Source organism: Pseudodesulfovibrio sp. 5S69 (assembly GCF_037094465.1).
Lineage (GTDB): Bacteria > Desulfobacterota > Desulfovibrionia > Desulfovibrionales > Desulfovibrionaceae > Pseudodesulfovibrio > Pseudodesulfovibrio methanolicus.
On record NZ_CP146609.1, the window covers coordinates 952737 to 970646 of the forward strand.

Sequence of the window (17910 nt, forward strand, 5' to 3'; positions counted from 1 at the left end):
CTACAGCTCCCCGGCCTGTTGGAGGTTGCCGACGTTCAGGCCGGTCCACTGCTCCTCTTCGGAGCCGAGGTTGGCCTTGAGCATCTTGAAGAGCACGCCCTTGGGGCCGACCTCGATGAATTCGCGGACCCCGGCAGACCACATGGCCCGGATGGTCTGGGTCCACAGGACCGAGGAAGTCATCTGGCGTTGCATGACGGACTTGATCGAGGCCGCGTCGGGCTCGGGCAGGGCCGTGGCGTTGTGGAAGACCGGGAAGGCGGGGGCCCTCCAGTCAAGCGTGTCGAGGAAGGCGGCGAACTCGTCGGCGGCCTCCCGGATGAGCGGGGAGTGGAACGCCCCGGACACGGCCAGCCGGATGGCCCGCCCCTTGGCTTCCTTGACCAGCGCCTCGGCCGCGTCCAGGGCCTCGGCCTCGCCCGAGATGACGAACTGGGCCGGGGTGTTGTAGTTGGCGATGCGCAGCTCCTTGCCGGACTGTTTCACGGCTTCGGCCACGATCTCCTCGACCCGGTCCTGGGCCAGCTTGACCACGGCGGCCATGCCGTGGCCCGCGCCGCCCGATTCGGCCATGAGCCGTCCGCGCAGGGTCACGGCCCGGATGCAGTCCTCCACGCCGAGGATCCCGGCCGCGCCCAGAGAGGCGAACTCGCCCAGCGAATGCCCGGCCGTGGCCGAGGGGACGAGCTTGTCCTTCACGGCCAGCCAGAGAGTCAGGTTGACCACGGTCAGGGCCGGTTGCAGGGCGCGGGTGTCGGCCATGTCGGCCGGTTCGCCGTCCCAGTAGATTTCGCGCAGGGCCAGGCCGGACTCGCGCTCGGCCAGCTTCCAGAGGTCCAGGGCGGCGGAGTCCGCCTCGGCCACGTCGCGGCCCATGCCCTTTTCCTGGGATCCCTGTCCGGGGAAGAGAATGCCGGTCTTGGTCATGAATAGCTCCATTGTATCGGCAGGCCTGCGGCCTGCGGCAAGGTTGTTGTTACCCGTCGGTCGGGATGGGGCGGTTGAGCTCCTGGAGTACGTAGCGCTTGCCGTGCAGCAGCAGCTCCGGTCCGGGATAGCCGGGGAACGTCACGGCCCTGGTGCGCCGGGCGATCTCGGCCTCCGACATGGACGGGGTGATGGTGTACAGTTCCCGGAAGTCTCTCGAGGTGTAGGCCTTCCGCTGCCATTGGAGTCCGTTCGGCTGCAACCCGCCTTCTGCCAGGATGCGGTGCATCACTTCGTGGAACAGCCTGATCTGGTAAGCGTAGCATCGCCTGGTCAGGGTGTAGACGGTGTCCGCCTCATATATGGGCAGCCGGCTGACCTCGATGATGCCGCCGCTGTCCACCTGGGGCTCCATGAAGTGGCAGGTCACGCCGTATTCCTTCTCGCCGTTGTAGATGGCGAAGTTGGTGCAGCCGATGCCGGGGTACTCCGGCGGGCCGGGGTGGAAGTTGATCGCCCCGAGGGAGGCCCGCTCCAGGAGGGAGCCGGGCAGGACCTGCGGGCAGAGGTAGGAGACGAGCCAGTCGCCCGCCCAGGAAGTTACGGACTCCGGGAGCCGCTCCCCCCGCGCGAGGCGGATCACGACGGCGTTCTCAAAGAGTTGCCCGACGGTGTCGGCCGCGTCGTCGGTGTATGGGTCGTTCCTTTTCCCTATGAACAGGATGGACATGATCTTTTTCCTTGTCGTGTGCCGGTTGCGGGTCGGCGGTTTGCATCGCGGGACCGCGCCTAGGTTGTCTCAAAAAAAAACAATAGGCAATGGTTTGTTTGCAGACGGAATTTTACCACAATACACTAAAATAACGCATTATTTTTGTGGTTTTGCCAAACCGGCCGAAGCAGGCTGGACCAACTGTCCGATTTTTCAGACTATATCTAGACTACGCGGCAACCCTTGCAGGGCGGGGGTTTTCAGGAATTTACACGAACAGACTTGATTTAACTGGATATCCCTTGTATGAATGCGAGTAACGGTCAAAAACTGTCATCGCAAGACCGTGGATTCCATGCGCTTGAAACGTTTGGGATTCGGGCCTGCCGGAGGAAAAGACGAATGCCGATAGCGGATTCAGAGTGTATTTTCTGCAAGATCGTGGCCGGGGAGATCCCCTGCGCCAAGATCTTTGAATCGGACACGGTCCTGGCTTTCCTGGACATCGCGCCCGTGCATCCGGGCCATGCCCTGGTGCTGCCCAAGGACCACCATCCGACGCTCATGGACGTCCCCCCGGCGCTCGGCAACGACCTGTTCCAGGCCTTGTCCGCCGTGGGCGGCGCGGTCATGGAGGCCACGGGAGCCGACGGGCTCAACCTCATGCAGAACAACTTCGAAGCAGCAGGACAACTGGTTCATCACGCGCATTTTCATCTCATACCGAGGTTTACGGACGACGGCCTGAAACTGTGGGCCCAGTCGTCCTACGGGAACCCGGACGACATGCAGAAACTCGCGGCCACTATCGCGGGATTGCTGAAGTAAGTTATTGATAACCCTTTTTGGAGGCAATCGATGAGCACTCTCACCAAAGCCGGAATCGTGGACTACATCTACGAACGCACCGACAAGAATCGCGCCGAGATCAAGGACCTGGTGGAGACCATCCTTGAGGTCATGAAGAAGTCCATCAAGAAGGACCATGCCCTGCTGATCTCCGGTTTCGGCAAGTTCGAAGCGTACGACAAGCGCGCCCGCAAGGGCCGCAACCCGCAGACGACCCAGACCATCACCCTGCCCCCGCGCAAGGTGGTCGTGTTCCGGTTGTCCCGCAAGTTCCGCGCCGAACTGAATCCCTAGGCCGAAGACGCAAAAAAGGGCCGAGTGGCGACACCCGGCCCCGAAGTTCGGTCAAACGCCGGACTTACGGCTTCTTCAGCACAAACCCCTTGGGGTAGTCCGTCTTCAGTCTGTCCAGGGCGGCCCCGGCCGTTGCCTCGTCCGGGAACGAACCCGCCTGCACGCGGAACAGCCCCTCGTCGGTCTTGACCATAACAGAGCCCTTGTAGCCGTCCGCAATGAGACGCTCGAGGGCTCTGTCCGCGTTTTTCTGGTCCGAGAACGCGCCCACCTGCACATAATAGGGGCCGGGAGCGGCCATGGCTGGCGCAGCAGCCGGCGCCGCAGTCCGGGTCGCACCCGGCACCTCCGCCTCGTCCCCGATGCCGACGATCTCGTCCTCCGGATCGGCCGGAGCCTGCACCGGAGTCGGCTTGGCCTCGGCGCTCGCGGCCGGTCCCGCTGCCTGTTCCGTGGCCGGAGGCGTGCCCTGGGCTACGGCGGCTTCGGCCTCGCGCTTGAGCTGGTTCGCGTCGGGCAGGGGCTCCTCGGCCAGGGTGGTTTCGCCTACGGAAGGCGGTTTGGTCCCGGCCTGCTTGGCCGCATCCACCTCGTAGACCTCGTCGATGGGCGCATCCAGGGGCTTTTCCTCGCCCACCACGTGGGTCTCCTCGATGACGGGCGGCTCGGTGGCCTCGACCTGTCGGGCCGGTTGCTTGACCGGCGGCGCGGATTCGATGTGTTTGCGGAAGCAGCCGCCGAGGACAAGGGCGGCCGCGGTCAGCACCGCAAGGGCCAGTATGGTTTTCTTCATGGGTAGCTCCCCCCTGTTCTGTCACTGTGGCGTATCTGTCTAGATTATGTCTAAAGTATACGTCAAGGGTGGCCTTGGCAAGCGGTCGCGGGACAGACCCCGTCAAGTTGTTTTTTTATGCCTATCGGGCGTTTTTCCCCGACATTCTCTCCCGAAACCCGGATCTGGCGAAAACAGGGTGTAGGCTGTCCGGGAAGTCCGGGGATCGGCCCCGGACCCATCCCGGTCAGGGGCGGGGACTGCGGTCTCCGCCCCTTCAGGGCCGATCGGCCGACCTGCACGGCGCCTGATCCGGGGCGGCCGCTTCCCTTCCTTCACCGTCCATGGCGGACAATCTGCCCGGCTGCAAACGCGGGATGGACGCGGGCCGTGCCCTTGGGCTACCCTGCGCCCATGCGCATAGGACGATACGAAATACGCGGCCTGCTCGGCCGGGGCGGCATGGGCGCGGTGTACAAGGCGGCCATGCCCGTGACCGGCCGCATCGTGGCCCTCAAGGTCCTCAAACCGGCCGAGATCATGGAGGACCTGGTGGGCGGCGACGCCCTCAGGGAGATGTTCTTCAAAGAGGCCGCCGCCATGGCCTCCATCAGCCACCCCAACGTGGCCGCCGTGCTCGACGTGGGCGGCGGCGAACACGCGGACGGTAAACCCGTGCCCCCGCACTTCACCATGGAATATTTTTGCGGCAATCTCGGGGCGCTCATGGGCGAGACCTACGAAGTGGAGCGCGAGTCCCGGCGTCTCGGGGTGGAGACCTCCCTGTCCATCGCGCGCGGCATGACCGGCGGTCTGGACCGGCTGCATTACGAGGGCATCATCCACCGCGACGTCAAGCCGTTCAACGTCATGCTCGCCGAGGACCAGGGCGGGCCGGGCACGGTCAAGCTCATCGACTTCGGCCTGTCCAAGCTGCGCGGCGAAAGCACCCACCATCACAAGGGCATGGTCGTGGGCTCGCCGTACTACGCCGCGCCCGAGCAGGAGGCGGACCCCGAGTCCGCGGACGAGCGCTCGGACCTCTATTCCGTGGGCGTGACCCTGTACCGCATGCTTACCGGACGGCTGCCGAACGAGAAGCCGGACGGCAAGGGCGCGCCCCCCATCCGCGAGATCCACCCCGACCTGGACCGGACCTGGGACGATTTCTTCGCCACGGCCCTGGCCCGCGATCCGGCGGCCCGGTTCCAAAACGGCCCGGCCATGCTCGACGCCCTGGACGAACTCGAAGCCCGCTGGCGCGAGCAACGCGATGTCGCCTGCGCGGCCCCGGACCTCCTGGCCGAGCCCGAACCCCTGGAGACCTGTCCGCCCCCCCGGTCCGAGCCGCTCAAGGCCGGGCTCAAGCAGGGGCGCGCGGCCTTCGGCCTGGACGAGCTGTGGCGGCCCGAGTGCTACGCCCACGGCGAGTTCGCGGACCAGGGCGACGGCACGGTCCTGGAGCGCACCAGGGGCTTGGTCTGGGAGCGGTACGGCTCCCGCTACCCGCTGACCTGGGAGCGCGCCAACGCGCACGTCGCCCGCCTGAACAAAAACGCATACGGCGGCCGCACCGACTGGCGGCTGCCCACCGTGGCCGAACTGGCCACGCTCTTCACCGGCCGCACCGAGCCCGGCGAATTCTGCCTGGAACCCGCCTTCGACCCGCAAAAGGCCCGCCTCTGGTCCGCCGACCGCAAGGCCTTCACCGCCGCCTGGTATGTGGACGCCGAACTCGGCTTCGTCTGGTGGCAGGACCTGACCTGCCGCTTCTTCGCCCGCGCCGTGGCCGGGTAGGGGGATGCCTCCGGCGGCTGGGGGAAGGGGAAGGAAACCCTTGAAAAGGGCTTTTCCTTCCCCTTCCTCAGACTCCATCCCATCCTTTCCTAAACTTCTTGGGTGCCTTCGGCAGGGGAGAACGGGCGTGGTTGGGGATGCCGGTGTTTATTCCATTGCGTTGAGATGCAAGCCGCCTCTTGAGAGTTGGCCCAGGCCGGAGGCGAACCGGAAACGGAGCGGGGCGGCGGTCCATCGGCCGGTCCTGACGTCGTAGTCCCGCCAGCCGAAGCGGTTGAGCCCAGGTCCCGGTCGTGCAGGCCGCTCGCGAAGCTGAGGGGCAGACGCAGGGCCGGGTTGGTGTCCTCAATGATCCCGCCGAACGGGTCGCATAGGACATCCTTTATCACGTTGCCGTCCATATCGGCAACCACGCGCAGGGAGCCGACCTGATCGTAGAACAGCCCGGCCACGGTCCCGTCGTCGCGGCGCATGGCGAAGGTGCGCTCGCCGTCGCGGTAGGCGAATTCGTATTGGTGCTGCCCGTCATAAAACGCAGCAAGGCGCACGAAGTCGAGCCACTGGCAGGCCTCGACGAGCTGGCCGTTCAGGTATTTGGCCACGCGCTGTCCGTCCTCGTCGTGAGCAAAGGTGAAGGCCTTGTCCCGGTCTTCCTCCTCGGCCTTGAGCAGCCGATAGTCCGGGCTGTACTCGTACAGGGTGTATACGCCCTTGTCCGACCAGATGGACCGGAACCCACGCTCGTCGTGCGAATACTGCCCGCCCCCGGCGCGCATCAGCCGGTTGTCCGGGGTATACTGGTAGTCGCGGTAGTTGGCCCCGGCCGTGGCGAAGCATGCCTCCGGCGGCCAGAGGGGAAACTTTCGAGAAAGTTTCCTCTCTGGACTCCCCTTCAAAGCTTTTTGTGTGCCTTCGGCAAATTTGTGCGAACGCAACAAGCCCTCTTCCTCCCTGGAGCGAATCGGGTGCGCAGCACCCGACAGCGGCTCTCCCACCGCGCTCGCACAAGGCTTGGGAGAGTGGGTCAGCTGTGCATTTTTCGAGGGTCCGCCTGACCGCAGCGTACTCCCTGTACGTGAGGATCAGGCGGGCCCTCGGAAAATGTGCAGATGGCCCGCTATCGCAAGCCGCCCCCCGAGCCACTCGCCGCCCCCAAACCGTTCACCGGGTGGTTTGTGACCGTTCACCTAAAAAGAGGGGCGGTTGGCTTTCGCTTTCTATAGGTGATAGGGTGTCGACGGCGGACTCCGCCATGGTTCGACATTCCAGTGGGTTGCGGCCCGTGCCACACGGGCGAGGCGAAGAAACGATCAGCTCAGGAGCATCTCGATGACCGAAGAAGAAAAGAAAATCGAAAGCATGCAAAAGGATGGACAGATATTTCAGCCCGACGCCGCCATGGCCGAGCAGGCATGGATTCCGAGCATGGACGCCTACCGGGCGGCCCACGATCGGGCTCTGAAGGACCCGGAAGGGTACTGGGGCGAACGGGCCAAGGAGCTGATCGACTGGTTTTCCGATTTCGATTCCGTGCTGGAGGCGGACTACGACAAGCCGGAGTTCAAGTGGTTTTCGGGCGGCAGGACCAACGTGGCCTACAACTGCCTGGACCGCCACCTGACCGGCGGCCGCCGGAACAAGGCCGCGCTCATCTGGCAGGGCGAGCCCGAGGAGGACGTCCGGGTCTACACCTACCAGATGCTCCATACCGAGGTCTGCCGGTTCGCCAACGTACTGAAGAAGAAGGGCGTCAAGCGCGGCGACAGGGTCTCCCTGTACATGCCCATGATCCCGGAACTGGCCATCGCCATGTTGGCCTGCACCCGGCTGGGCGCGCCGCACTCCATCGTGTTCGCGGGCTTCTCGTCCATCGCCCTGCAATCGCGCATCGAGGACGCCGAGGCCAAGGTCCTGGTCACGGCCGACGCGGTCCTGCGCGCGGGCAAGACCATTCCGCTCAAACCCAACGCGGACGAGGCCCTCAAGGACTGCCCCTCGGTGGAGCAGTGCATCGTGGTCAAGCGCGGCGGCAACGAGGTCAACATGGTCGAGGGCCGCGATTCCTGGTGGCACGACGAGATCACGGCCGAGGACATCACCTCGGACTGCGGCTACGAGGAGATGGAGGCCGAGGACCCGCTGTTCATCCTGTACACCTCCGGTTCCACGGGCAAGCCCAAGGGCGTGCTGCACACCACGGGCGGCTACCTGACCTACGCGGCCCACTCCACCCAGATCGTCTTCGACGTCAAGGACGACGACGTGTACTGGTGCACGGCCGACGTGGGCTGGATCACCGGCCACTCCTACATCGTCTACGGCCCGCTGGCGCTCGGGGCCACCTCGGTCATGTTCGAGGGCGTGCCGAGCTATCCCAAGCCGGACCGCTTCTGGCAGATCGTGGACAAGTTCAAGGTCAACATCTTCTATACCGCGCCCACGGTCATCCGTGCGCTGATGCGCGAGGGCGAGCAGTGGACCAAGACCTACGACACCTCCTCCCTGCGCCTGCTCGGCTCGGTGGGCGAGCCCATCAACCCCGAGGCGTGGCTGTGGTACCACGACCACGTGGGTAACGGGAAACTGCCCATCGTGGACACCTGGTGGCAGACCGAGACCGGCGGTATCATGATCTCGGCCATGCCCTACGCCACCCCGCTCAAGCCCGGCTCCGCGACCCTGCCCCTGCCCGGCGTATCGGCCCAGATCGTGCGCCGCGACGGCACCCGCGCCGAGCCCAACGAGGGCGGCCACCTGATCATCGACAAGCCGTGGCCCGGCATGCTGCGCAACGTCTGGGGCAACCCGGAACGCTACAAGTCCACCTATTTCGCCGGGTTCCCCGGAGCCTACGAGGCGGGCGACGGCGCGCGCGTGGACGAGGACGGCTACTTCTGGATCATGGGACGCCTGGACGACGTCATCAACGTGTCGGGCCACCGCATGGGCACGGCCGAGATCGAGTCCGCCCTGGTGGCCCACCCCGACGTGTCCGAGGCCGCCGTGGTCGGCATGCCCCACGACATCAAGGGCGAGACCATCTACGCCTACGTGACCCTGCGTTCCGGCGTGGAGCCCGACGACGACATCGTCAAGGACCTCAAGACCTGGGTGCGCAAGGAGATCGGCCCCATCGCCACCCCGGAGTTCATCCAGTTCGCGGACGGACTGCCCAAGACCCGCTCGGGCAAGATCATGCGCCGCGTGCTGCGCAAGATCGTCGAGGGCTCCACGGACTTCGGCGACACCTCGACCCTGGCCGATCCGGGCGTGGTCACCGATCTGGTCGAAGGCAACAAGGACCTGCTCGGGTAGCGTCGGCTTCCGATAGCGGCACATCCGCACCACTCTCGAAAGCCTCACTTTGGTAATGAAAAGGCCCCCGCATCAATTGCGAGGGCCTTTTTGTTCGGGGGAGGGTGGTTATTCGTCCCTGCCTTCGCGCAAGGCCCGCACCCTGTCGGCTACATACCGGCTGAGGTGGCAGGCCCCGGTCCTTTCGAGCCGGGCCGATAACTGCACCTGCAATTTCTCCGCTTCCCGTAGCGTTTCCGCGCTGGTCTGCAGGGGCTCCTGGCGGGACCGGCGGATGAGCCGCGTTATGTCGGCGAAAAGCTGCTTCTCAAGCGAGTCGCCGGACTCCACGGAGAGGGTCGGCCCGCCGGACGGCTTGATCTTGCCGTCCTTCTTGTCCTGTTCCCACTGGCGCATTTTGGCCTCGGCCATGATGTCGAACGCGCGCACGGCTATTCCCCCTCGGCCAGGGCCCAGGCCACCAGGGCGTTGATGCCCGCCATCCGGCAGCGCGCGGCCGCCGCGAAGGCCCGGCGGATGTCGGCCTCGTCCTCGAACTCTCGGAGGATGGCCACCATGCCCCGGACGGACTCCTCCAGGATGCGCCGGACCATGAAACGGAAGGTCCGGGCCTGCTCCAGCTGCGGGAACTGCCTGCCCGCCTGGGCCAGTGCCTGTGCTTCCATGTCCCGGATATAGTCCGGGACGAAATCCGCGTATTTCGTCCATTGCCCCCAGCCTAGAAGGATGACGGCTTTCAGCCGGTTTCGGGCCAGGAAGGAGAGCAGTTCCCCGGACGCTCCGGCCGCCGTGTCCTGACCGGTCTCCATGCCCTCCGGCCGGGCAAAGGCGGCGATCCGCTCCCGGGTCAGGCGCGACAATTCGGCCACGAATTCTTCCGTGACGATCGAGGAGAACAACGCCTGTTTGTTGGAGAAATACTTGTACACCGTGCCCGCCGCCACGCCCGCGTCCCGGGCGATCGCGTCTATGGTCGCGTTGTCGAACCCCTGTTCGGCGAAGCGCGCCTCGGCGGCGGTCGAGATCCGTTCCCGGACGCTCTCCTTGAGAATCTGGGCCATCGGCCTTGCTCCTTCTTGAAAAATGAATTGTTAATTCGCTTTTGATAAATGAACACTATGTTCACTTTTGCGCGAAGTCAAGGCCAGCGGCGGGAGGGGGTGCCCGAGAGTCTGTGGTCCGGGAAATATCCCGCCAAGAGAACGGGTTGGAGGGTACACCCTGATCGCCGGAAAGATTACACGACAAGCGGTATCGATTATTATTTTCTTGTGTTATGTTCGGCACGATACTCTGTGGAGACGCAGGGTGGGATTGGGTTCGAACAGAATGCAAACACAGGAGACGGCTATGTCAAAAGACACGAAAAAAATGACCGGTGCCTTTGGTTGCCCCGTTGGCAACGATCTGAATACCATAACCGCCGGGGAGCGCGGTCCGGCCTTGATGCAGGACGTGCATCTGTTGGAGAAACTCGCCCACTTCGACCGTGAACGCATCCCCGAACGGGTGGTGCACGCCAAGGGTGCCGGGGCCCATGGCTACTTCGAGGTCACTGCCGACGTGACCCAATACACCAAGGCCGCCTTCCTGTCCGAAGTGGGCAAGAGGACCGAGGTCTTTGCCCGGTTCTCCACCGTGGGTGGCGAAAAGGGCAGTGCGGACTGCGAGCGCGACCCGCGCGGCTTCGCGCTCAAGTTCTACACCGAGGACGGCAACTACGACATGACCGGCAACAACACCCCGGTCTTCTTCATCCGCGATCCGCTCAAGTTCCCGGACTTCATCCACACCCAGAAGCGTGACCCGCTGACCAACTTGAAGAGCCCGACCATGGCCTGGGACTTCTGGTCCCTGACCCCTGAGTCCATGCACCAGGTGACCATCCTCTTCTCCGACCGGGGCACTCCGGCCACCTTCAGAAACATGAACGGCTACTCCAGCCATACCTACAAGTGGTACAACGACAAGGGCGAATACTTTTGGGTCCAGTACCACTTCAAGACCGACCAGGGGATCAAGAACCTGACCGGGCCGGAGTCCGACGCCATGCGGGGTAAGGACCCGGACCACGCCACCCGCGACCTGTTCAACGCCATCGAGGCCGGGGACTACCCGTCCTGGACCCTGGAGATGCAGATCATGACCCCGGAACAGGCCGAGGATTTCCAGTGGGACATCCTGGATATCACCAAGGTCTGGCCGCACAAGGAGGTCCCGCCCATCACCGTGGGCAAGCTCGTGCTCGACCGCAACCCGGAAAACTACTTCGCCGAAGTGGAACAGGCCGCATTCAACCCGAGCAACCTCGTGCCCGGCATCGGCGTGTCGCCCGACAAGATGCTCCAGGGACGGCTCTTCTCCTACCACGACACCCACCTGCACCGGCTCGGGCCCAACTACCACCTCATCCCGGTCAACCAGGCCAAGAATGCGCCCGAGAACAACTACCAGCGCGACGGCAACATGCGCGTGGACGCAAACGGCGGTTCCGGCCCCAACTACTGGCCCAATTCCTTTAACGGACCGGCCCCGGACAACGTCTCCAATGAACCCGACATCCCGCTCGAAGGCGTGGGCCAGCGGCATGAGTTCAACTATCCCAACGACGACTTCGTCCAGCCCGGCACCCTCTATTCCGTGGTCATGACCGACCAGGACCGGGCCAACCTCGTCAGCAACATCGTGGGCAACATGCAGACCGTGCCCCAGCCCATCCAGCTCAGGCAGTGCGCCCTGTTCTACCTGACCCACGAGGACTACGGCACCCGCGTGGCCCAAGGCCTCGGCCTCGACCTGGCCGAAGTCGAACGGCTGGCCGGAATGACCCAGGAAGAACGGGTGGCCGCCACGCAGGTTAAGTAGGAGAGGAATGCCTCCGGCGGCCCCTTCGGGGAGACCAGGGAACCCTTTGAAAAGGGTTCCCTGGACCTTCCCAAACTTTTTGTGTGCCTTCGGCAGGGGCGTGCGAAAGCGGGGAGGAGGCTGGTTGTACGTGGGGGGCGGTCGTAGCTTGGCTATGCGGTGTCCCGAAGGGTTCGCGCCGGACGTCCATGGGCCTCGGAGGGCCGCCCGGCGCGAACCCTTCGGGACGGTTGCCAACGCCGCCCCGTCGTTTGGGGAGAACTTGAGAAATGGGTTTTGCGGCGTTTTCCGACAACGGGGGAAAGGCACGTTCCAGCGTTCGCATACTCCGCGAAGCGGCACCGAAGAGCTTGGGAAAAGGAGGGATGGGGGTCCGGGGAAGGGGAGGAAACGACCGTTTCCAAAGGGTTTTCTCCCTCCCCGGCCGCCGGAGGCGAAAAGTGGCCGCTCCGAGAGGAGCGGCCACTTTGATTTGTCTCTGGCGCGGGGCTACAGGCTCAGGCCCAGGGGCTTGAGGTAGAGTTCGCCCTGGAAGGTCAGTTCGGCGGCGCCCTGGAGGTAGACGGTGTCGTTTTCGAGGAACACGGTCAGGACCTCGTTGCCGGTGGTGGTCAGGTCGGCGTGGTCATTGGTCAGGCCGAGGGTGTGGGCCAGGAGCTGGGTGGCGGCGGCGCCGGTGCCGCAGGCATAGGTCTCGGCTTCCACGCCGCGTTCATAGGTGCGCAGGAGCATGGTGTTTTCGTCGATGACCTGGGCGAAGTTGACGTTGGTCCCGGCGGGCGCGAAGTGGGCGTGGTAGCGGATCTTGGGGCCGAGGTCCATGATGTCGATCTTGGTGACGTCGTCCACGAAGACCACGGTGTGGGGCACGCCGGTGTCGGTGAAGTGCACGGTCAGGGGCCGGCCGTCGATATCCAGGGCGATGTCGGTCTCGGTCTTGAGCGGCGGGGTGAGCTGGACCTTGACGCGGCCTTCGTCCGGGCCGTCCAGGAGGACCTTGGCCCGGATGGGCCCGGCGTCGGTGCCGAAGGCGTGTTCGGCCGGGGCCAGGCCGATGGCGTGGGAGAGCTTGGCGGCGCAGCGCGAGGCGTTGCCGCACATCTCGGCCCTGGAGCCGTCGGAGTTGTAGAAGTGCCAGCGGTAGGCCAGCGCCGGGTCGTCGGCGTTCTCGAGGAAGAACAGGCCGTCGGCACAGACGCCGAAGGCGCGGGCGCACACGGCCTTGGCCCAGTCGGCCATGGCGGTCTCGGGGACGCCGAGTTCACGGTTGTCGATGACCACGAAGTCGTTGCCGCAGCCCTGCATCTTGAAGAAGGACACGGAGTCGGTGAATATGTTCATGGGAGAATCCTCGTATTTTTCTTGAGGGGTATACGCGCCGGGCCGGTATGGTCCAATTCTTTTTGCGTATGGATGCCGGGGACCGCTCAGCGGGTCAGCCAGGCCACGGCCTCGTCCGGGTCGGAAAAGACCCGATAGCTGACGGACCGGTTGTGCAGGATGGTCTCCATGTTCCGGGCGAATTCCGCACCCTGCGGGCTGGGCAGGCAGGCCATGCGCACGCCCTTGGCCGCCGCACGGGTGGAGATGTCGGCTTCGGCCAGACGGTAGGCGTCGAGGACGTCCAGATGCTTGCGCAGGCGCGTCTCGTCGAGCAACGCCCGGTACAGGCCGTACTCTTCGCTCAGCCTGTCGAGGAGTTCGGCGAAGTCGGCCATGTCTTCCATGGACTCCATGGTCCCGGAGACGCTTATCTTCAGGTACGTCTCCATGGGTTGTATACAGGCGGTATAGGGCACTATGGCTTCTCGAGCATAATAATTTCGCAGTGATTGTTTATGAATGTGAGTGAACGATCTGTCAAGCCGGCATTCTTGCTTTTCGCGAAGGGTAACGGTATCGCTGGGACAGCTCGACCAGGAGAATGCGATCATGTCCAAACCGTGCGTCGGTTGCGGGTGGTGCTGTCTACAGGACCCCTGCATGGAATCCCATAGAAGATACGGCTATATGCGCCGCTGCCCCGACCTGTTCTGGGACGGGGAGGCGAACCGCTACATGTGCGGGCTGATGCTCGATCCCGAGACCGCCGAGCAGGTCAAGCGTTCCCAGCACGCCGGGCAGGGCTGCTACGCGCCGCTCAACTCCTGGCGGGAGGACGTGCGCAATCGTGATGACGATTGATCCCCCGGCCTTCCACTCCCGCGTCATTTCTGATAGATAGTCTCCTCTTGAGGGAACATCAGAATACGGAGCAGCCGATGCGCGTCACTTTTGTCGGGGTGGGCGAGGCCTTTGACGAACGTTTGCCGAATACCTCCCTGTTGGTGGAGTCCGGCGGCTCGTCCATTCTGCTCGACTGCGGCTTCAACGTCTCCTGCCGGTTGTGGGAGCATGCCGAAAACCCCCTCGACCTGGACGCGGTCTACATCTCCCATTTCCATGCGGACCACTATTTCGGCCTCCCGGCCCTGATCGTCCGCTCCATGGAGGAGGGGCGCACCAAACGCCTGACCATCCTCGGCCCGAACGGCATCGAGTCCAGGGTCAATCGGCTCATGGAGCTGGCCTATTCCAACGCCCTGTCCAGGGCCGGGTTCGAGATATTCTTCATCGAGTGCGTGCCCGGCGAGGACTTCAAGCACGGCGGGTTCCGCTTCCGCTTCGCCCTCAACGACCACTCCATGCCCTGCCTGGCCATCCGCCTGGATGCCGGGGGCCGGTCCCTGTACTACTCGGGGGACGGCAAGCCCACGGACGCCACCGTGGACCTGGCCGAAGGCTGCGACCTGGTGGTCCACGAGGCCTTCACCCTGGACGAGATCACCCTGGGCCACGGCGACGTGGGTACCTCCCTGGACATGGCCCGCAAGTCCGGGGCCAAGGCGTGCGCCCTGGTGCACATGAAGCGGACCATCCGGCACTCGATGATGGACATGATCCGCATGGCCGTCGAGACACAGCCCGAGGTCCACGGTTTCGTGCCCGAGCCGGGCGACGTGCGCGAGCTCTGATCCCGCCCGGCCGCTCCGGGGAATTATCATTCCATTTTGCCGGGGCCCATGCCATGCTCTCCTCTGCGCGCCGGCGGTGACAAGGTGCGCGGAGACCTCGCGGATCGACGCGACCAGGGGAGATTATGGCCGGCAAATACGATTCCATCGTCTACGATTATTTTGAAAAGACCAATGGTTCCATTATCTTGATCAGCGAGGACCCGCTCTTCAAGCGGATGCTCTCTTCGACCATATTCAAGATCATCGGCACCAAGCGGGACTGCCTGTCCGTGGCCGAGACCGTCCACGCCGGACTGAAAAGGGTCCAGGCCATGCACAAGGCCGGGCTGGAGTTCATCGTCTTCATCGAGCGGATGATCGGCGGCAACACCAGCACGGACACCATCCTGACCCTCAAGCGGCTTTTGCCCGAACTGAAGATCATCGTCCTGGTGGGCGAGACCAAGCGCGAGAACATCGCCTATTTCTACGAGATCGGCGTGTCCAACGTCATCTCCAAGCCCGCGTCCATGAACAACATCATCGAGAAGCTGGCCTTTACCGTCAAACCCCAGGGCAAGCTCAGCGAGTATATGCACCTGGGCAAGCGGAGCCTGGCCGCGGGCAAGTTCATGGAGGCCATGAAGATCGCCCAGAAGGTCCTGGCGATCAAGCCGGAGAGCCCGGCGGGGCTGATGCTCAAGGGCGACGTGCACATGGCCCAGAACGAGCTGGACAAGGCCCTGGAGAGCTACCACCGGGCCCACGAGAGCTCCAAGATCTACCTGGAACCCATCAAGAAGCTGGTCGACGCGTACCGGGGCGTGGACGACAACGAGATGCTCAAGTACATGAAGAAACTCGACCGCTTGAGCCCGCTCAACGCCCAGCGCAAGACCGAGATCGGCAAGGTCCACGTGAAGCGCCGCGAGATGGACAAGGCCGAGGCCTACTTCGACCAGGCCATCGAGACCGTGACCCGCGAGGCCATGAGCATGATCAGCGCCGTGGCCGAGAACATCTCCGAGGCCGTGGTCGACGATCCGGGCATGTCCGAGAAGTACCTGACCAAGGTGCTGGAGGCCAAGGGCAGCCGACTGGATAAAAACGACATCTCCCTGTTCAACAAGCTCGGCATCGCCCTGCGCGGCCAGGGCAAGTGGCGAGAAGCCATCGACAACTACGCGACTGCCCTGCGCATCTCCCCGGAGGACGAGGGGCTGCACTACAACATGGGCATGGCCTACTACGACGGCGGGGACAAGCGCCGGGCGGGCCAGTGCTTCATGAAAGCCATGGAGAACAACCCGGATTTCTACAAGGCCAGCGAAACGGTCTCCATGAACCTCGGCTCCCTGTTCGCCGACCTGCGTGAATACGAATACGCCATCCCCTGCTTCGAGAACGCGCTCGCCCTCAACCCGGAAAACCCCATGGCCGCGCGCAAGCTCGCCGCCCTCAAGGACGCGGTGGGCTGAGAGCATTTCTTCCATATGCCCGAAGCGGGGACCGGTGGCGCTTCCGTCCGGTCCCTTTTTTTCGGCCGGGTTGACCCGTTTCCCCCACTTCACGTACTGTCGGAGCAAGGAGCGGATCACCGCTTCGCCACCGGCAGCCAAAGGGGATGCGCATGGCGCCCGAATCCGCCGACAGCATAGTCCGCCACTTCATCGAAAAGAACGGGGGCGTGATCGTCTACGTCTCGGACGACTACGGGTTCACCCGCGCCCTGCGCAACATGGTCTCAAGGGTCATCGGCCTGCGCGGCGACGCGCTGTTGCCGTTCACCTCCCTGGACGCGGCCGTGGACAAGTGTGTGGAGCTGCGCGAGCAGGACATCCCCTTCGTGGTCTTCATCGAGCGTATGATCGACGGCCGCCCGTCCACGGACTTCATCATCCGGCTGTCGCGCGAGTGCCCGGAGGCGCGCATGATCGTGCTCACCTGGGAGGCCACCCAGGAGACCGTGGCCTACTTCTTCGAGCTGGGCGTGTCCCGTGTGCTGGTCAAACCCGCCTCGGCCAACAAGGTCATCGAGGAACTGGCCGCAGCCATCTCCCCGCCCATGGAACTGCGCCGCCAGATGGAGCACTGCCGCAAGCTTCTGGAGGCGCACAACTACACGGCCGCCCTGAACGCCTCGGACCGCATCCTGATGATCCGGCCAGACTCGGCGCGCGGCCTGGCCATGCGCGGCGACGCGCTCATGGGCGTCGGCCGGGTGGACTCGGCGGTCCAGGCCTACATGGCCGCCCACGAGGCCAACCCCATCTTCATGGCCCCGCTGGTCAAGCTGGCCGAGGCCTTCCGCGACATGGAGGACGAACGCGCCCTGGCCTACCTCAAGGAGCTCGACGCCATCTCGCCGCTCAACCCGGAGCGCAAGATCGACATCGCCGAGCAGCACCTGCGCCAGGGCGAACACGCCCAGGCCGAACGGTACCTGGACCAGAGCGTGCAGGCCGCCGAGCGCGAGACCCGGTCCATGGTCGGGGACCTGACCGAACGCATCGTGGACGCCGTGTCCGGCGTGGCTCCGGACCTGGCGGTCAAATACCTGAACCGGGTCATCGACACCAAGCGCGTGCTCGGCCGCGACGACCTGGTCCACTTCAATCGGCTGGGCATCATCCTGCGCGGCGAGGGCCGCTGGGCCGAAGCCGTGGAGGTCTACAAGAAGGCCCTGAAGATCACCCCCGAGGACGCGGTCATCCACTACAACATGGGGCTGGCCCACTGGGAGGGGAACGAGCGCATGACCGCCCTGGACTGTTTCGAAAAAGCGCTCGCCATCGACCCGAATTTCTACTCCGGCAGCGTGGGCGCGGCTCTGAACATCGGCTCCCTCTACCTCGACCTGCGCTACCCCGACGACGCGGCCCCGTTCTTCGAACACGTCCTGGCCCTGGACCCGGAAAACGACCTGGCCCACGCCAAGCTCGCCCAGGCCCGCCGCCTGGCCCGGTCCCAACCCGAGCCCGCCCGCCGCCATCACCCCAAGGACGAGCAGGCCCTCAACCTCGACGACCTGCCCGAACCACCCAAGAAAAAGAAAAAAAAGAAGCGCAAGCCGTTCACCAATCTGGAACTGTGAGCGCCTCCGGGCCTCCAGCCGTTGGCGAGTCTTCGAGCCTTACGGATGAGGACAGCAGCGATCGGCGGGGAAGGGAGAGGGAACCCTTTGAGAAAGGGTTCCCTCTCCCTTCCCGGACCTCCATCCCTCTTCCCTCCTAAACTTTTTGTGCCGCTGCGCGGATGGCGCGAGAGCAAGGGTTTGTCTGTTCTTTCATTGTAGGAAAACGCCGCGAACCCTTAGGGACACGTTTTATCAAGCTACACTCGTCTCCCCCGAGGAGCGGCACAACTCTACGCCCCCGCACGCC

At 64.3% G+C, this 17910-nt stretch carries 17 protein-coding genes; 9 read left to right on the forward strand and 8 right to left on the reverse strand.

Annotation, left to right across the window (positions count from 1 at the left end; genetic code table 11):
• Nucleotides 1-927 (reverse strand): ACP S-malonyltransferase, encoded by a 927-nt coding sequence (locus V8V93_RS04510; protein ID WP_338669169.1) that lies wholly within the window; start codon nucleotides 925-927, stop codon nucleotides 1-3.
• Between the two features lie 49 nt (nucleotides 928-976).
• Entirely contained in the window at nucleotides 977-1657 is a 681-nt protein-coding gene (locus tag V8V93_RS04515) for a formyltransferase family protein (RefSeq protein ID WP_338669170.1), read from the reverse strand.
• A gap of 384 nt (nucleotides 1658-2041) precedes the next feature.
• Here V8V93_RS04515 and V8V93_RS04520 point away from each other — a divergent pair, with 384 nt between their 5' ends.
• Both V8V93_RS04520 and V8V93_RS04525 read left to right on the forward strand, forming a co-directional pair.
• A complete protein-coding gene (locus tag V8V93_RS04520) occupies nucleotides 2042-2467 on the forward strand; it encodes an HIT family protein (RefSeq protein WP_338669171.1) in 426 nt (141 codons plus the stop codon).
• Nucleotides 2468-2497: 30 nt separating this feature from the next.
• A complete protein-coding gene (locus tag V8V93_RS04525; RefSeq protein WP_319582363.1) occupies nucleotides 2498-2782 on the forward strand; it encodes an integration host factor subunit alpha in 285 nt (94 codons plus the stop codon).
• Nucleotides 2783-2846: 64 nt separating this feature from the next.
• On the opposite strand, the gene V8V93_RS04530 is transcribed toward V8V93_RS04525, so the two are convergent.
• Entirely contained in the window at nucleotides 2847-3575 is a 729-nt protein-coding gene (locus V8V93_RS04530; protein WP_338669172.1) for an SPOR domain-containing protein, read from the reverse strand.
• A 393-nt stretch (nucleotides 3576-3968) separates the two neighbouring features.
• Between V8V93_RS04530 and V8V93_RS04535 the strand changes: the two genes are divergently transcribed.
• On the forward strand, nucleotides 3969-5351 hold the full coding sequence (locus V8V93_RS04535) for a protein kinase domain-containing protein (RefSeq protein WP_338669173.1): 1383 nt from the start codon (nucleotides 3969-3971) through the stop codon (nucleotides 5349-5351).
• A gap of 89 nt (nucleotides 5352-5440) precedes the next feature.
• On the opposite strand, the gene V8V93_RS04540 is transcribed toward V8V93_RS04535, so the two are convergent.
• Nucleotides 5441-6286 (reverse strand): hypothetical protein, encoded by an 846-nt coding sequence (locus V8V93_RS04540; protein WP_338669174.1) that lies wholly within the window; start codon nucleotides 6284-6286, stop codon nucleotides 5441-5443.
• 394 nt (nucleotides 6287-6680) lie between these two features.
• Between V8V93_RS04540 and acs the strand changes: the two genes are divergently transcribed.
• Entirely contained in the window at nucleotides 6681-8666 is a 1986-nt protein-coding gene (gene acs, locus V8V93_RS04545) for an acetate--CoA ligase (RefSeq protein WP_338669175.1), read from the forward strand.
• A gap of 108 nt (nucleotides 8667-8774) precedes the next feature.
• Here acs and V8V93_RS04550 read toward each other — a convergent pair whose 3' ends face one another.
• Nucleotides 8775-9095, reverse strand: coding sequence for a hypothetical protein (locus V8V93_RS04550; RefSeq protein WP_338669176.1), 321 nt, complete (start codon nucleotides 9093-9095; stop codon nucleotides 8775-8777).
• Nucleotides 9096-9097: 2 nt separating this feature from the next.
• On the reverse strand, nucleotides 9098-9727 hold the full coding sequence (locus V8V93_RS04555) for a TetR/AcrR family transcriptional regulator (RefSeq protein WP_338669177.1): 630 nt from the start codon (nucleotides 9725-9727) through the stop codon (nucleotides 9098-9100).
• Between the two features lie 289 nt (nucleotides 9728-10016).
• Between V8V93_RS04555 and V8V93_RS04560 the strand changes: the two genes are divergently transcribed.
• Entirely contained in the window at nucleotides 10017-11531 is a 1515-nt protein-coding gene (locus tag V8V93_RS04560; RefSeq protein WP_338669178.1) for a catalase, read from the forward strand.
• 489 nt (nucleotides 11532-12020) lie between these two features.
• On the opposite strand, the gene dapF is transcribed toward V8V93_RS04560, so the two are convergent.
• On the reverse strand, nucleotides 12021-12872 hold the full coding sequence (dapF, locus tag V8V93_RS04565; protein WP_338669179.1) for a diaminopimelate epimerase: 852 nt from the start codon (nucleotides 12870-12872) through the stop codon (nucleotides 12021-12023).
• A gap of 86 nt (nucleotides 12873-12958) precedes the next feature.
• The gene (locus V8V93_RS04570; protein ID WP_338669180.1) at nucleotides 12959-13303 is read right to left on the reverse strand and encodes a hypothetical protein; all 345 of its coding nucleotides are present in this window, start codon (nucleotides 13301-13303) and stop codon (nucleotides 12959-12961) included.
• A 160-nt stretch (nucleotides 13304-13463) separates the two neighbouring features.
• Here V8V93_RS04570 and V8V93_RS04575 point away from each other — a divergent pair, with 160 nt between their 5' ends.
• The 4 genes from V8V93_RS04575 (at nucleotide 13464) to V8V93_RS04590 (ending at nucleotide 17621) form a co-directional block, all read left to right on the forward strand.
• Entirely contained in the window at nucleotides 13464-13715 is a 252-nt protein-coding gene (locus V8V93_RS04575; RefSeq protein WP_338669181.1) for a hypothetical protein, read from the forward strand.
• Between the two features lie 77 nt (nucleotides 13716-13792).
• A complete protein-coding gene (locus V8V93_RS04580; protein WP_338669182.1) occupies nucleotides 13793-14545 on the forward strand; it encodes an MBL fold metallo-hydrolase in 753 nt (250 codons plus the stop codon).
• Nucleotides 14546-14670: 125 nt separating this feature from the next.
• A complete protein-coding gene (locus tag V8V93_RS04585) occupies nucleotides 14671-16005 on the forward strand; it encodes a tetratricopeptide repeat protein (protein WP_338669183.1) in 1335 nt (444 codons plus the stop codon).
• 152 nt (nucleotides 16006-16157) lie between these two features.
• Entirely contained in the window at nucleotides 16158-17621 is a 1464-nt protein-coding gene (locus tag V8V93_RS04590; RefSeq protein WP_338669184.1) for a tetratricopeptide repeat protein, read from the forward strand.
• Nucleotides 17622-17910: the final 289 nt, after the last annotated feature.

What these genes read in the sequence shown, in the direction of transcription:
- dapF (WP_338669179.1), bottom strand. Translation starts at nt 12,872, where the DNA reads ATGAACATATTCACCGACTCCGTGTCCTTCTTCAAGATGCAGGGCTGC.
- V8V93_RS04510 (WP_338669169.1), bottom strand. Translation starts at nt 927, where the DNA reads ATGACCAAGACCGGCATTCTCTTCCCCGGACAGGGATCCCAGGAAAAG.
- V8V93_RS04590 (WP_338669184.1), top strand. Translation starts at nt 16,158, where the DNA reads ATGGCGCCCGAATCCGCCGACAGCATAGTCCGCCACTTCATCGAAAAG.
- V8V93_RS04555 (WP_338669177.1), bottom strand. Translation starts at nt 9,727, where the DNA reads ATGGCCCAGATTCTCAAGGAGAGCGTCCGGGAACGGATCTCGACCGCC.
- V8V93_RS04580 (WP_338669182.1), top strand. Translation starts at nt 13,793, where the DNA reads ATGCGCGTCACTTTTGTCGGGGTGGGCGAGGCCTTTGACGAACGTTTG.
- V8V93_RS04515 (WP_338669170.1), bottom strand. Translation starts at nt 1,657, where the DNA reads ATGTCCATCCTGTTCATAGGGAAAAGGAACGACCCATACACCGACGAC.
- V8V93_RS04520 (WP_338669171.1), top strand. Translation starts at nt 2,042, where the DNA reads ATGCCGATAGCGGATTCAGAGTGTATTTTCTGCAAGATCGTGGCCGGG.
- V8V93_RS04530 (WP_338669172.1), bottom strand. Translation starts at nt 3,575, where the DNA reads ATGAAGAAAACCATACTGGCCCTTGCGGTGCTGACCGCGGCCGCCCTT.
- V8V93_RS04560 (WP_338669178.1), top strand. Translation starts at nt 10,017, where the DNA reads ATGTCAAAAGACACGAAAAAAATGACCGGTGCCTTTGGTTGCCCCGTT.
- V8V93_RS04575 (WP_338669181.1), top strand. Translation starts at nt 13,464, where the DNA reads ATGTCCAAACCGTGCGTCGGTTGCGGGTGGTGCTGTCTACAGGACCCC.
- V8V93_RS04535 (WP_338669173.1), top strand. Translation starts at nt 3,969, where the DNA reads ATGCGCATAGGACGATACGAAATACGCGGCCTGCTCGGCCGGGGCGGC.
- V8V93_RS04525 (WP_319582363.1), top strand. Translation starts at nt 2,498, where the DNA reads ATGAGCACTCTCACCAAAGCCGGAATCGTGGACTACATCTACGAACGC.
- acs (WP_338669175.1), top strand. Translation starts at nt 6,681, where the DNA reads ATGACCGAAGAAGAAAAGAAAATCGAAAGCATGCAAAAGGATGGACAG.
- V8V93_RS04570 (WP_338669180.1), bottom strand. Translation starts at nt 13,303, where the DNA reads ATGGAGACGTACCTGAAGATAAGCGTCTCCGGGACCATGGAGTCCATG.
- V8V93_RS04585 (WP_338669183.1), top strand. Translation starts at nt 14,671, where the DNA reads ATGGCCGGCAAATACGATTCCATCGTCTACGATTATTTTGAAAAGACC.